At 58.4% G+C, this 14,551-nt stretch carries 12 protein-coding genes; 10 read left to right on the plus strand and 2 right to left on the minus strand.

Going from position 1 to position 14,551, the window contains the following annotated elements:
- The first annotated feature begins 1 nt into the window (after position 1).
- The 7 genes from ntrC to JJB09_RS17990 all read left to right on the plus strand — a co-directional run bounded on the left by ntrC (position 2) and on the right by JJB09_RS17990 (position 9,383).
- Positions 2-1,456 carry a nitrogen regulation protein NR(I) gene (gene ntrC, locus JJB09_RS17960; RefSeq protein ID WP_201661256.1) on the plus strand — a complete coding sequence of 485 codons (1,455 nt, stop codon included), beginning with the start codon at positions 2-4 and terminating at the stop codon, positions 1,454-1,456.
- Positions 1,457-1,652: 196 nt separating this feature from the next.
- Complete coding sequence (locus JJB09_RS17965; RefSeq protein WP_201661258.1) at positions 1,653-3,899, plus strand: sensor histidine kinase NtrY-like; 2,247 nt, start codon at positions 1,653-1,655, stop codon at positions 3,897-3,899.
- Positions 3,889-5,253, plus strand: a complete 1,365-nt coding sequence (gene ntrX, locus JJB09_RS17970) for a nitrogen assimilation response regulator NtrX (protein ID WP_201661261.1) — start codon at positions 3,889-3,891, stop codon at positions 5,251-5,253. The genes JJB09_RS17965 and ntrX overlap by 11 nt, the downstream gene beginning before the upstream one ends.
- A gap of 23 nt (positions 5,254-5,276) precedes the next feature.
- Positions 5,277-6,140: a D-amino-acid transaminase gene (locus JJB09_RS17975; RefSeq protein WP_201661264.1), complete on the plus strand. Its 864-nt coding sequence runs from the start codon at positions 5,277-5,279 to the stop codon at positions 6,138-6,140.
- 106 nt (positions 6,141-6,246) lie between these two features.
- Entirely contained in the window at positions 6,247-6,489 is a 243-nt protein-coding gene (gene hfq, locus JJB09_RS17980; RefSeq protein WP_201661278.1) for an RNA chaperone Hfq, read from the plus strand.
- A 160-nt stretch (positions 6,490-6,649) separates the two neighbouring features.
- Positions 6,650-7,966: a GTPase HflX gene (hflX, locus tag JJB09_RS17985; RefSeq protein ID WP_201661619.1), complete on the plus strand. Its 1,317-nt coding sequence runs from the start codon at positions 6,650-6,652 to the stop codon at positions 7,964-7,966.
- Between the two features lie 160 nt (positions 7,967-8,126).
- Entirely contained in the window at positions 8,127-9,383 is a 1,257-nt protein-coding gene (locus JJB09_RS17990; RefSeq protein WP_201661281.1) for a GGDEF domain-containing protein, read from the plus strand.
- A gap of 3 nt (positions 9,384-9,386) precedes the next feature.
- On the opposite strand, the gene mazG is transcribed toward JJB09_RS17990, so the two are convergent.
- On the minus strand, positions 9,387-10,214 hold the full coding sequence (gene mazG / locus JJB09_RS17995; protein WP_201661284.1) for a nucleoside triphosphate pyrophosphohydrolase: 828 nt from the start codon (positions 10,212-10,214) through the stop codon (positions 9,387-9,389).
- A gap of 7 nt (positions 10,215-10,221) precedes the next feature.
- The gene (locus JJB09_RS18000; protein WP_201661287.1) at positions 10,222-10,821 is read right to left on the minus strand and encodes a nucleoside deaminase; all 600 of its coding nucleotides are present in this window, start codon (positions 10,819-10,821) and stop codon (positions 10,222-10,224) included.
- A 279-nt stretch (positions 10,822-11,100) separates the two neighbouring features.
- Here JJB09_RS18000 and cysG point away from each other — a divergent pair, with 279 nt between their 5' ends.
- From cysG to JJB09_RS18015, 3 genes are read left to right on the plus strand one after another with little or no spacing between them, the layout of a single operon-like run.
- Positions 11,101-12,543, plus strand: a complete 1,443-nt coding sequence (gene cysG / locus JJB09_RS18005; protein WP_201661290.1) for a siroheme synthase CysG — start codon at positions 11,101-11,103, stop codon at positions 12,541-12,543.
- Positions 12,540-12,818, plus strand: a complete 279-nt coding sequence (locus JJB09_RS18010; RefSeq protein WP_201661293.1) for a DUF2849 domain-containing protein — start codon at positions 12,540-12,542, stop codon at positions 12,816-12,818. The genes cysG and JJB09_RS18010 overlap by 4 nt, the downstream gene beginning before the upstream one ends.
- Before the next feature lie 47 nt (positions 12,819-12,865).
- Positions 12,866-14,536 carry a nitrite/sulfite reductase gene (locus tag JJB09_RS18015; RefSeq protein WP_201661296.1) on the plus strand — a complete coding sequence of 557 codons (1,671 nt, stop codon included), beginning with the start codon at positions 12,866-12,868 and terminating at the stop codon, positions 14,534-14,536.
- The last annotated feature ends 15 nt before the right edge of the window (positions 14,537-14,551 follow it).

The following is a 14,551-nucleotide window of genomic DNA, read 5'->3' on the forward strand; positions in this document are numbered from 1 at the left end:
GATGAGTGCTGCCACAATTCTCGTTGCGGACGACGATGCCGCGATCCGAACAGTTCTGAACCAGGCGCTGAGCCGCGCTGGCTATGAAGTCCGCATCACCTCGAATGCGGCCACGCTCTGGCGGTGGGTGCAGGCTGGCGAGGGCGACATGGTCATCACCGACGTCGTGATGCCCGACGAGAACGCCTTCGACCTCTTGCCACGCATCAAACGCTTGCGTCCCGATTTGCCCGTTCTGGTCATGAGCGCCCAGAATACGTTCATGACGGCCATCCGTGCGTCCGAGAAGGGCGCCTACGACTACCTGCCCAAGCCTTTTGACCTGACGGAACTGATCGCCATTGTCGGTCGCGCGCTGTCGGAGCCCAAACGCAAGCCTTCGCGGCCGGAAGACGACGGCCAGGACGGCATGCCCCTGGTCGGTCGCTCGGCGGCGATGCAGGAAATCTACCGGGTTCTCGCGCGTCTGATGCAAACGGACCTGACGCTGATGATTACCGGCGAGTCCGGCACCGGCAAGGAGCTGGTCGCACGCGCGCTTCATGATTATGGCAAACGCCGCAATGGCCCGTTCGTCGCAATCAACATGGCCGCGATTCCCCGCGATCTTATTGAATCCGAGCTGTTCGGGCACGAGAAGGGTGCCTTCACCGGCGCTCAGGCGCGCTCGACCGGGCGTTTCGAGCAGGCAGAGGGGGGCACGTTGTTCCTCGATGAAATCGGCGACATGCCGATGGATGCGCAAACCCGATTGCTGCGCGTACTTCAGCAGGGAGAATACACGACGGTGGGGGGGCGGACGCCGATCCGTACCGACGTCCGCATTGTTGCCGCGACCAACAAAGATTTGAAACAGGCGATCAACCAGGGCCTCTTCCGCGAAGACCTCTATTACCGGCTGAATGTGGTTCCGCTCAGGCTGCCGCCGTTACGCGAGCGTTCTGAGGACATTACCGATCTGGTCCGGCATTTCGTACAGCAGACCGAGAAAGAGGGCATGGCGCCCAAGCGGTTTGACAATGAAGCGCTCGACGTCATGAAGTCCTATCCCTGGCCGGGTAATGTGCGCGAACTGGAAAACTTCGTCCGGCGTCTGACTGCACTCTATCCGCAGGATGTCATCACGCGGGAAATCGCCAGCTCGGAACTGAAGCCGGATATTGCCAGCAGCCCTGCCGAGAAGGCCGACCAGCGTTCGGGTTCGGTTTCCATTTCACATGCGGTCGAGGAAAACATGCGCAGCTACTTCGCCGAATTCGGCGACAGCCTGCCGCCGCCCGGGCTTTATGACCGGGTTCTAGCCGAAATGGAATATCCACTGATTCTTGCGGCATTGACAGCGACGCGCGGCAACCAGATCAAGGCCGCCGATTTGCTGGGTTTGAACCGTAATACGTTGCGCAAGAAGATCAGAGAGCTCGGCGTTACGGTCTATCGGAGTGCTCGAATGGCTTGACCGTCTGCCATATTCCGTTGCATTTTCGCCACAATGCGTTGCTCTATAGCAACGCATTCTTTGTATGGGCATACGATTCGAGTGTGCCGAACGTTTATTTTCAGTCGAGCCATCAATTCTTGTCGGATGCGGTGAGCTAGGCGGCAATCAAAAGCTACAGGCCGGATCATCGGCTGCGTTTCGGGGAATAGGTTGCATGCCCGACGAGGGTGAGGAAAAAATCATAACCAATCTCGATAGACGGCGGATCTCAAATTCCGCCGGGATCGCGGTAGCGGGTGGCGCGCTTGTCGCAGCACTGGCGACGCTGGCTGTGTTGCTCGGCTTTACCCCGATCGAACCGGTCGCAAATGTCGTTATTGCCTCCGTGGTCATCAATGCGCTTTTTGTTGCAGCGCTCATGGCGCTGGTCGGCTATGAACTCTACCGACTGATCAAGGCCCGCGCGCGTGGACGCGCTGCGGCCCGGTTGCATATCCGCATTGTGACGCTGTTCTCGGTCGTGGCGATTGCGCCGGCGATCCTGGTGGCAATCATCGCCTCGCTGACGTTGAATGCCGGTCTGGACAGGTGGTTCAGCGCCCGCACCCAGGAAATCGTCAATTCTTCCATCAATGTTGCACAGGCCTATGTCCGGGAAAACGCAAGCTATCTGCAGGGACAGACGATTTCGATGGCCAATGACATCGATCGTAACCGGCAGCTTTTCGCGCTTGACCGGTCGGGCTTTGCAGAACTGCTGACGCGACAGACCAAGGGCCGAGGTCTTCTTGGGGCGTTTCTGATCAACAGCAAAGGCTCGGTGATCCTCAAGGCTGAAATGGAGACGGATCAGCCGTTGCCGGATATCCCGGCCGATGCCCTCAGTGCGGCGGTTACCGGCAAGCCGACGCTCATTCCGCCCGGCACCACCAATCTGGTGGGAGCCATCATCAATCTCGACCAGATCGATGCCTACCTCTACACGATCCGTGCCGTCGATCCCAAGGTGATGACGGCACTGCACCTGATGGAGCAGAATGCCGCCGAATACAAATCCATGGATGAAGGCAAGGTATCGACTCAGGTGGCCTTCGGTATCATCTATGTCGGTTTTGCCCTTATCGTGCTGCTCGCAGCAATCTGGGCTGCCATCGCGGTCGCGGACCGCATCGTCCGGCCGATCCGGCTTCTCATCAATGCGGCCGACAATGTGGCGGGCGGCAACCTGAACGTCATCGTTCCCGTCAGGGCGGTGGATGGCGACGTAGGCAGCCTGTCGCGCACCTTCAACAAGATGATTTCGGAAATCCGAACCCAGCGAAACGAAATTCTTGTCGCCAAGGATGAAGTGGATGACCGCCGGCGATTCATCGAGGCGGTGCTGTCGGGGGTGACCGCCGCCGTCATCGGTGTGGAAGACGACCGGACTATCACCATTGCCAATCCTTCCACTGAAATCCTGCTCGGGCAGGCACCGGAGGCATTGGTCGGGCAGAAGCTCTACGATGTCGCTCCGGAAATCGATGTGGCGCTTTCCGAGGCGTCGGCGCGTTATCGGGGAGAATTCCGCCGTCAGATCAACATTATCCGTGGAGGCAAGGAGCGTACGCTCAATCTGCAGGTCACGCGTGAGGAATCGCATGCGGGTAATGAGTCCTACGTGATCACGCTCGATGAAATCACCGATCTGGTGATTGCGCAGCGCTCGACTGCGTGGGCGGATGTTGCACGCCGTATTGCCCACGAGATCAAGAACCCGCTGACACCGATCCAGCTTTCGGCGGAAAGATTGAAGCGCCGCTACGGCCGCCAGATCGCCGAGGATGACCGCGCCGTCTTCGACCAGTGCACCGACACGATCGTCCGGCAGGTCGAGGACATCGGGCGCATGGTCGACGAATTCTCCTCGTTTGCGCGAATGCCGAAACCGACCAAGGAAACCGCCGATCTCCGCGACATTCTCAAGGATACGGTGTTTCTGCGGGAGATGGGCAATAGTCATGTCCACTTCATTCGTGACTGGGGCGACGAACCGCTGAGGGGAGAATTCGATTCCCGCATGCTTGGCCAGGCTTTTAGCAATCTGGTCAAGAATGCCGTCGAGGCCGTCGAGGCCATTCCGGAAGGTCAGACCCGCGACGAGCTCAAGGTGCTGATCAAGGCGGGGCTGGACGCTTCTGGCGAGCGGATTGTTGTTGATATCATCGACAACGGTAAAGGTCTGCCACAAGAAAACCGGCATCTCATTCTCGAACCCTACATCACCATGCGTGACAAGGGGACGGGGCTCGGTCTGCCGATTGTCAAGAAGATTATCGAGGAGCATGGCGGCCACCTCGAATTGCACGATGCGCCGCCGGAATTCGATCATGGCAATGGCGCGATGTTCCGCGTGGTCCTGCCGCGCGCCGGCAATGCCGTGAAAGACATAGATAAAAAGGTAGTAGGTCATGGCGTCTGATATTTTGGTGGTCGATGACGAACAGGACATCCGGGACATCGTTTCCGGCATCTTGTCCGACGAAGGGCATGAGACGCGCACCGCGCACGATAGCGACAGTGCGCTGGCGGCGATTTCAGAGCGTGTACCGCGGCTGATTTTCCTGGATGTCTGGATGCAGGGCAGCCGCCTCGATGGCCTGGGCCTGCTCGATGAGATCAAGAACCGTTATCCGGATCTGCCGGTGGTGATGATTTCAGGCCATGGCAATATCGAAATGGCGGTCAATGCCATCCGCCGGGGTGCTTATGACTTCATCGAGAAGCCGTTCAAGGCCGACCGGCTTATCCTGATTGCCGAGCGTGCGCTCGAGACATCCAAGTTGAAGCGCGAGGTGCGCGATCTCAAGAAGCGTTCCGGCGATTCCGTTGAACTTATCGGTACTTCAGTCGCGGTGTCGCAACTGCGTCAGACGATCGACAAGGTGGCGCCGACCAACAGCCGCATCATGATCCATGGGCCATCCGGTTCCGGCAAGGAACTGGTGGCGCGCATCATCCATCGCAAATCGTCGCGTGCCGATGGGCCGTTCGTGGCACTGAATGCGGCGACGATCACACCGGAGCGGATGGAGATTGCCCTTTTCGGCACGGAAGGCGGGCCTGGTCAACCGCGCAAGACCGGCGCGCTGGAGGAAGCCCATCGCGGCATACTCTACCTGGATGAAATTGGTGAAATGCCAAGGGAAACCCAGAACAAGATCCTGCGCGTGCTGGTCGACCAGCAGTTCGAACGCGTCGGCGGTTCCAAGCGGGTGAAGGTCGATGTGCGGATCATTTCCTCGACCGCCTACGATCTGGAATACATGATCGGCGAGGGGCGCTTCCGGGAAGATCTTTATCATCGCCTGTCGGTCGTTCCGGTACGCGTTCCGGCACTATCGGACCGCCGTGAAGACATTCCGTTTCTCGTCGATATCTTCATGCGGCAGATCTGCGAGCATGCCGGTATCCGCGCCCGCAAGATCGGCGACGATGCGCTGGCGATCCTGCAGGCCCATGACTGGCCGGGCAATCTCCGCCAGCTGCGCAACAACATCGAGCGACTGCTGATACTTGCCCAGTCCGATGGCCCGGATACAGCCGTGACGGCCGAAATGCTGCCCGCCGATGTGCTCGACACGATGCCCAAGGTTTCCTCGACGGGCGACCAGCACATCATGACGCTGCCCCTCAGGGAAGCGCGCGAAATGTTCGAGCGTGACTATCTGATCGCGCAGATCAATCGCTTTGGCGGCAACGTTTCCCGGACGGCGGAATTCGTTGGCATGGAGCGGTCGGCTCTTCACAGGAAGCTTAAGACACTCGGCGTATAACGCTGATATTTCGGGAAATATCGATGTCACGAATTGCTTACGTCAACGGTGCATACGTTGCCCATTCCGACGCTTTTGTCCATGTCGAGGATCGCGGCTACCAGTTTGCAGACGGCGTCTACGAGGTCTGCGAAATCCGTCATGGCATGATCGTCGATCTGACACGGCACCTCGACCGTCTGGGGCGGTCGCTCTCCGAACTCAGGATTGACTGGCCAATGAGCCGCGCTGCTCTGACCCAGGTGATCCGCCAGGTCGCAAGGCGAAACCATGTGCGTAACGGCATGTTCTATCTTCAGGTGACGCGTGGTGTGGCTAAGCGCGACCATGTCTTTCCTGCTCCCGGCACACGGCCTTCGCTGGTCATTACCGCCAAAAGCACCAATCCGGACATCATAGCCGGAAAGAATGCGAAGGGAATCAATGCGATTACCGTGCCGGAGAATCGCTGGGACCGGGTCGATATCAAGACGGTAGGGCTTCTTCCGAATGTGCTTGCCCGGCAGGCCGCAAAAGAAAGCGGTGCGCAGGAAGCTATTTTTGTGGACGAAAAAGGCATGGTGAAAGAAGGTGCCGCGACCAATGTGTGGATGGTGGACGAGGATGGGACTTTGCTGACAAGACCTGCGGAACACGGTATTCTGAGAGGAATAACCCGTACAACACTCATGGATGTGGCAAAAAAGCTTGGAATTGCCATCCGTGAAGAGGAATTCTCGGCTGAAAAGATGAAGAGTGCCCGAGAGGTCTTCATTACCGCGGCGACGAGCATTTGCTTTCCCGTGGTACGGATTGATGACCGTACGATCGCCAACGGTCATCCGGGCTTCGTTACGCAAAAGATTCGCGAAGCCTTTTTCGACGTTGCGGAAAAGACCCCGATTTGATAGCAGTCTATATAAGGGGTGGGTTGCCTGAGGAAGCGCCTGCCGGGAGGCATCAACAATAATCCGGCAAAATTCGCCGGCAAAAAGGAAGAAACGGCGGGCGCCTATGGCTGAACGTTCCCAGAATCTGCAGGACCTCTTTCTCAATACGGTTCGCAAGCAGAAAATTTCGCTGACGATTTTTCTTATCAATGGCGTCAAGCTCACAGGTGTTGTGACGTCATTCGACAATTTCTGCGTATTGCTTCGCCGCGATGGGCACTCCCAGCTTGTCTACAAGCATGCCATTTCGACCATCATGCCGGGTTCGCCCGTGCAGATGTTTGAAGGCGAAGAAAATATCGGCTAAAATCGCAAATCGCGCTTTTTGAGGCCTGTATGCCGGCTCGCGAGCGACTCGGCATGCAGGTTTGTCATTTTGGGCGCGGCTGCCTGGAGATACACACATTAACGAGCGCGACATAAGCCAGGAATCGATCATTCCGGAAGGCAATAAGCTTCGTAACGACATGCGCGCGGTCATCGTCGTGCCTGTTCTCAAGTCAGGACAGGGCGGCGAGAGCGCAAAGGTGCGCACCAATGAGAGCCGTCTGGAAGAAGCGATCGGGCTCGCCCGTGCAATCGACCTTGAAATCTCGACAGGTGTCATCGTCCAGGTGGTGCAGCCACGACCGGCGACACTGATCGGCACAGGCAAGATTGCGGAAATCGAAGCCATGCTCGACGAAGGCGATGCCGGATTGGTCATCGTTGATCATCCGCTGACCCCGGTGCAGCAACGTAATCTCGAAAAGGCCTGGAACGCCAAGGTCATCGATCGCACTGGCTTGATCCTGGAAATCTTTGGACGCCGGGCCTCCACAAAGGAAGGCACGCTTCAGGTCGATCTCGCCCACCTCAACTACCAGAAAGGTCGCCTTGTCCGCAGCTGGACGCACCTTGAGCGGCAGAGGGGCGGCGCAGGCTTTCTTGGCGGGCCCGGCGAAACGCAGATCGAGGCCGACAGGCGCCAGCTCCAGGACAAGATCATCAAGCTGGAACGCGAGCTTGAGCAGGTTCGCCGCACCCGACAGCTGCATCGCGCAAAGCGCAAGAAAGTGCCGCATCCGATCGTGGCGCTGGCTGGCTACACCAACGCCGGGAAATCGACCTTGTTCAATCGGTTGACTGGTGCGGGCGTTCTGGCTGAGAACATGCTGTTTGCCACGCTCGACCCGACGCTTCGCCGCATTCGCCTGCCGCAAGGCCGCATGGTCATCATGTCGGACACGGTGGGTTTTATTTCCGATCTTCCGACGCATTTGGTCGCAGCTTTCCGGGCAACTCTTGAGGAGGTGCTCGAAGCCGATCTGATCCTGCATGTTCGAGATATGTCCGATCCCGATAATGCCGCTCAGGCCGCAGACGTTCTGCGCATCCTTGGTGATCTGGGTATCGAAGAGGGTGAGCGCGAAAAGCGGATCATCGAGATCTGGAACAAGATCGACCTGTTGGAGCCCGAGGCCCGCGACGCTCTGATACAGAAGGCGTCGACCATGCCGAATACGATGGCGGTGTCAGCCATTTCGGGCGAGGGCGTCGATACGCTTCTCGCAACGATCAGCGCGCGGCTTTCCGGCGTGATGACGGAGGTTACCGTCATTCTGCCGATCGACAAGCTCTCGATGCTGCCGTGGTTTTACCAGAACGCCATAGTGGACGCGCGCGAAGACCTTGAGGACGGCACGGTCAGTCTCGATGTGCGCCTGTCAGAAAGCGCGGCCGAGGAGATGGAGCGGCGCCTGGGTATTCGTACTCCTGAGGCAGACGACGATCCATACGCCTGATCGATGACGGGCGCGCGCCGGTGGCGCGCATCGCGGCAGTTCGGGTTATTAAAACCCATCGTGATTGTGCAGCATTCGCCACCTCGCTTGTATTGACGCTGCGGCAGGGAGCGGGCAAGAAGGATTAGACGGTCGACAGGGCAGCGACGGGCAATTCTGAATGGAATTCTATAATCTGGCAATTCTGGCTGTCGAAGCCGCAATTTACTTTCTGGTACTCATCGTTCTTCTCCATTTTCGCGCCAGGATCGGCGTAGGTGTCTTCATCACCGTGCTCGGCACGATGCACTTCCTTGAGACCTATCTTGCAGCGAAATTCTACATCTCCGTTCCATTCGGCTCGATTTCGCCGGGATCGGTGATGATGTTCAGCGGCAAGTTGATGATGACGCTGCTGCTTTATACGAAAGAGGACGCAGCGACTGTCCGGCAATTGATCTACGGGTTACTGATCGGCAACCTTGCCTGCCTGCTGCTTGCCTACACTTTGAACCTGCAGTTCGGTACGGGGGTCGACGGAAGGCCACTGCCGGGCGACGATTTCATGGGTGAGATGGGCGTGCTGATGGTCTGGGGCACCGCGCTGCTCTACATCGATTCCATCGGTATCATACTTATATATGAACGGCTTGGGCGGGTGATCGGCCGGGGCTTGGTGCCGAGGATGTTCATTGCCGGAGCGTTGACCTTGACATTCGACCAGCTCGGCTTCTTCGGTGTGCTGCATTTCTATACCGGCGCACCACCGTCGGTGTTCTGGAGCGGATTGATCGGCAAGATTGGTATGGCGGCATTCTATTCTGTGCTGACCGGTATCTATCTTATCGTGGCGCGGCAACAGTGGAAGATGCCCGTCCGGATCGGGATCCGCGATCTCTACAACGACCTGACCTACCGCGAGAAGTATGACGAACTTCTTTCTCGAACCGGGCTCGACACGCTGACTGGACTGCAGGACCGCGCACGGCTTGAGCAGGACGGGATCGAGATGCTGAAGACGGCGACACGCAACAACGAAGCCCTCAGTTTGCTGGTCATCGATGCCGATCATTTCAAGGATGTCAACGACCGCTTCGGCCATCTCGAAGGCGACAATGTCTTGAAGATGATCGCCGAAAGCCTGAGGGGAAGCGTCCGCGCGGGAGACAGGATCTACCGTTTTGGCGGAGAAGAGTTCATCATGCTCGTTGCGCGCGCCAGCCATGCTGAAGCGCTGGAAACTGCCGAGCGGGTTCGACGCAACGTCGTCGACAACGTTAGGGCAGGCGGTGTATTGCCTGTATCAATCAGCATAGGTGTTGCGACGGCCCCGCTTCACGGACAGAGCCTTGTCGAACTCATCTCGGCGGCAGATCGGAGTCTCTATCAGGCCAAGGCCGACGGGCGCAACCGGGTGCAGGGCGCTCCGATCTCCTGAGTTCTACTTGCGTTCGTGCTGCTTGGCGTCCTGCCAAAGGTCTTCCATGCGTTCAAGGCTGGCTGCTTCCAGCGCTTCGCTGTTTTCATCGAGTTTTCTTTCGATATGGGCGAAACGCCGGCGAAACTTGGTGTTGGTGCCGCGTAGCGCCATTTCGGGGTCGGCGCCGACGTGGCGGCCGATATTGACCGCTGCAAAAATGAGGTCACCCAACTCGTCTGCGATCTTCGCCTTGTCGCCCGAAGCAAGCGCGGCGCGGAATTCGGCGATCTCTTCCTCGATCTTGTCGAGGATCGGCTCCGGTTCGGACCAGTCAAAGCCGACCTTGGCGGCCTGTTCCTGCAATTTCAGTGCTTCGGTCAGGGCCGGTTGGGCACGGTGCACGTCACCAAGGTGACCCGTTTTGAAATCCTCCGAGATTCCACGCATGCTCCGGCGGGCGACGCGCTCACGTTTTTCCTCGGCTTTGATGTCGCTCCATTGTTTCTTGACTTTGGTGGGGTCGTCGGCACCGGATTCCGCGAAGACGTGGGGGTGACGGCGGATCATTTTTGATGTGATCGCCTCTACGACGTCGCCGAAGCCAAATTCGCCTTGTTCTTCGGCCATACGAGCATGAAACACCACCTGCAGAAGCAGGTCGCCGAGTTCGTCGCGCAAGTCATCGAGATCACCGCGCTCGATCGCATCTGCGACTTCATAGGCCTCCTCGATTGTGTATGGCTTGATGGTCTCGAAGTTCTGTTCGAGATCCCAGGGGCAGCCGGTGACGGGCGTTCGCAATGCGGCCATGATCTCGATCAGCCGGGTTATGTCTTTTGCAGGCTTCATGACGGGCTCAGTTCAGCGGTATGGCGTTGTTGTCTTTCGAAGCTTGGTAGGCATTCGACAGCTCGGCATAGGTTGCCTTGATCGCATCGATGCGGCTGGCAAACTCCGCCTTGTGAGCGGGCGTGGCAACTGCTGCGAGATCGGCAATCCAGGCGCTCTTCCAGAAGGCGTTGCTGCGCCGGTAGCCGCCAGGCTCAAGATCGAAAACTTCCTTCAGGATTTTTAGATCGTGCGGGATCGCGAAGGCGTCCCTGCTGTCTTCATGGCTGAAAAAGTAGTAGAAATTGTCGAACCCGGCCCAGGTGATCGCTGACATGCACATAGTGCAGGGTTCGTGGGTGGACAGGAAGATCAGATCTTTGGTGTCGGGTTTTCCGGCCATTTCGTAGAAACGCTTCAGCGTGTGGATCTCGCCATGCCAGAGCGGATTTTCCGTCTCGTTGTTGGTCTCGGCAATGACCAGCGACAGGTCCGACTTGCGCAGCAACGCCGCGCCGAAGATCTTGTTGCCTGCAGCGACACCGCGCTTGGTCAGCGGGATGATATCGTTTTCCATCACCGAAAGAAGGCGTGATACGAAAGGATCGGGCGAATGGTCAAAATACATGCTTGGCTCCGCGCGGCTTGATGGTCGACCATATCCATTGAGCAAGATGCATGAAAGCGCCGGAGGCGCAAAACGAACAAGTTATTGGGTGATACTGAACGCCGACGCAATCGAAGGGCATGAAGTGTCAGCGCGTGCGCATGCCGGCACGGCAGATATTGCTCCAGAACGGGGAAAAGCGAGGAAAAGAATATACTTGCCCGGGCAAACCCGGATTCCTGTTTCTTCACCATTGCACGAATAAAAGCGATATTGCCGCATCTCTAATAGGGTTTATCCATGTCTGATCGCGACAGCCAGCTTTGCGTGTTTCCAGCGTTTTTCCGCGTCGAGGGGAAAAGTGTTGCCGTGGTGGGCAATGGCGCCGAGGCTATTGCCAAGGTGCGGCTGCTGCTGAACACGCGCGCCTCGATCACGCTCATTTCGGATGCGCCGGATGCCGCGCTCATGGCTCTTACCATTCAGAACGATGTGCGCCACATCGCGCGGCCTTTCGAGCCGGCGCTCATCGATGGCATGACCCTGGTGTTTGCAGCGACTGGCGATCGCCTGCTTGACCGGTCCATCGTCGAGGTCGCCCGTATTCTCAGGATTCCGGCCAATGCGGTCGATCAGCCGGACCAATGCGATTTCCTGACGCCCGCGATCGTTAATCGTGCGCCGGTTGCCGTTGCAATCGGCACGGAGGGTGCTGGCCCCGTGCTCGCACAGATGATCCGAGCCCAGATCGACCAGTTGCTTTCGCCGTCGCTAGGGCGGCTTGCCCGATTGGCAACGCTCTATCGCGACGCAGTCGACGCCATGTTGCCAAAAGGTGTGGTGCGCCGTGTCTTCTGGAGACGGTTCTTTTCGGGGCAGGTTGCCGACGCCGTCAATATCGGTCGCATGCATGATGCCGAGCGCGAAGCGACACGACTTCTCAACACAATCGGCGAGGCCAAGGGCCATGTCTGGCTTGTCGGGGCTGGTCCGGGCGCCGAGGATTTGCTGACGTTGCGCGCCCAGCGGGTGATGATGGAAGCTGACGTGATCGTCTTCGATGCACTTGTGCCACAGGAAATCGTCGATATGGGGCGCCGCGATGCTGACCGCATTTCCGTCGGCAAGCGCAAAGGGTGCCACTCCAAATCTCAGGACGAGATCAACGATCTGCTCGTTGAACTAGGCCGAGAAGGCAAGCGCGTTGTGCGGCTGAAATCGGGCGATCCACTCGTCTATGGCCGTGCTGCCGAGGAGATGACCGCTCTTCGGAACGCTGGCATCACCTATGAAGTCGTTCCGGGCATCACATCGGCATTTGCTGCGGCCGCCGATTTCGAGTTGCCACTGACACTGCGCGGAGTCGCTTCCTCGCTGATCTTCACCACCGGCCACGATCTGACCGGGGATGTGCTTCCCGATTGGGCGAGCCTGGCGATTTCGGGTGCGACGATTGCGGTCTATATGGGCCGTACCGTCGCTGCGTCGGTGGCCGAACGACTGATTGCCGCGGGCCTGCCTGAGGAAACGACTGTGGCGGTCATCGAAAATGCCAGCCGCCGCGACAAGCGCATGCTGCATGGCGTGCTTGCCGACTTGCCAGGCCTTGAAACACGCGACGATCTCGCCGGACCGGTGATGGTGATCATCGGCGACGCGGTGGCAGGCGCCAATATTGACAATTCCGAGCCACTACTCTCCAGAGAGAAGAAAATGGCCGAGACTACCGGGAGCATGAAATGACATTGCAGATCTTGACCGCCAACCGGCTTTCAGACGGCATCTCCGTCTGGTATGACGTGGACGGTCTCTGGAACGAAAGCATTGCGCGTGCCGAAATCGCGCGCACCAAGGAGGATGCCGCACGGCTGGAAAGTGTTGGCAAGCAGGCGTTTTCTGCCAATCTGGTTCTCGATGTCAACCTCATAGATGTTGAGGAAAACAATGGCTTTATTCGGCCGCTCAGGCTTCGCGAGCGCATTCGCGCCGAAGGGCCGACGATCGATTACGTGATTTGATAGCCGTCTGGCGACTGCGCAAATACTAGGGTTGAGGAAAGAGTAGAATGTACCGTTACGATGAATTCGATCATGCCTTCGTGGCCGGCCGTGTGGCGCAGTTTCGCGACCAGGTCGAACGCCGCATGTCCGGCGAACTCGCCGAGGATGCGTTCCGCCCCCTGCGTCTGATGAATGGCGTCTACCTGCAGCTTCATGCCTATATGCTGCGCGTTGCCATCCCCTACGGCACGCTGAACTCGAAACAAATGCGGATGCTTGCCCATGTCGCGCGTAAGTATGACCGCGGCTATGGCCATTTCACCACGCGCCAGAACATCCAGTACAACTGGCCGCGCCTGGAAGACACCCCGGATATCCTGGACGAGCTTGCAAGCGTGGAAATGCATGCCATCCAGACGTCGGGCAATTGCATTCGCAACGTCACCGCCGATCATTTCGCCGGTGCCGCAGCCGATGAGGCGGCCGATCCGCGCCCTTACGCGGAAATCCTGCGTCAGTGGTCGTCTGTCCATCCGGAATTCACCTTCCTGCCGCGCAAGTTCAAGATCGCGGTGACGGGAGCGGAATCCGACCGTGCCGCAATCCAGGTTCACGATATCGGCCTGCACCTGAAGAAGAATGGCGAAGGTGAAATCGGCTTCGATGTCTATGTCGGCGGCGGCCAGGGCCGTACCCCGATGGTGGGCAAGAAGATCCGAGAATTCCTGCCGGAAGAGGACCTGCTGTCCTACATCACCGCGATCATGCGGGTTTACAATCTCTACGGCCGCCGCGACAACAAGTACAAGGCACGCATCAAGATCCTCGTCCATGAGACGGGCGTCGAGAAGTTGTCGGCCGAGATCGAGGCGGAGTTCGCCGAACTGAAGAACGGCGAACTCAAGCTGCCGGAAAAGGACGTTCAGGCAATCCAGGGCTATTTCGCTCTTCCTGACCTGCCACCGCGTGCGGAGGGCTGGGCAAGCCTGGCCGCCTGGAAGAAGGCCGATATCGATTTCGCTCGCTGGGTGGAGCAGAACGTCCAGCCGCACAAGCACCCCGATTACGGCATGGTGACCATTTCGCTGAAGCCGATCGGCGGCATTCCGGGCGATGCCAGTGACGCGCAGATGGATCTGGTTGCCGATCTTGCCGAGGAATACGCCTTCGACGAAATCCGCATCAGCCACGAGCAGAACATCATCTTCCCGCATGTGGCGCTCGCTGACCTGGAGGCGCTTTATCGCGCGCTGAAGCCTGCAAATCTCGCCACCGCCAACTCCAATCTGATCACGGATATCATTGCCTGTCCCGGCCTGGACTACTGCGCGCTTGCCAATGCACGCTCCATTCCGGTGGCGCAGGAGATTTCCGAACGGTTCGGCTCTGCCGAGCGGCAGGCCGAAATCGGCGAGCTGAAGATCAAGATCTCGGGCTGCATCAATGCCTGCGGCCACCACCATGTCGGCCATATCGGCCTGCTGGGCGTGGAAAAGAAGGGTGCCGAACTTTACCAGATCACGCTGGGCGGTTCTGCCGACAACAACACGTCGGTCGGCGAGATCATTGGCCGTGGCTTTGAACCGGAGAAGGTCACGGATGCCATCGAGACGGTGGTCGATACCTATCTCGGCCTTCGCTTGTCGCCCAAGGAAACCTTCCTCGAAGCCTATCGTCGCGTCGGCCAGCAGCCTTTCAAGGATGCGCTGTACGGCAACGCGGCTGAAGCGGCTTGAGATATAAGGACCCGA

It is taken from the genome of Phytoamicus setariae (genome assembly GCF_016722925.1).
Classification (GTDB): Bacteria; Pseudomonadota; Alphaproteobacteria; order Rhizobiales; family Rhizobiaceae; genus Rhizobium_E; species Rhizobium_E setariae.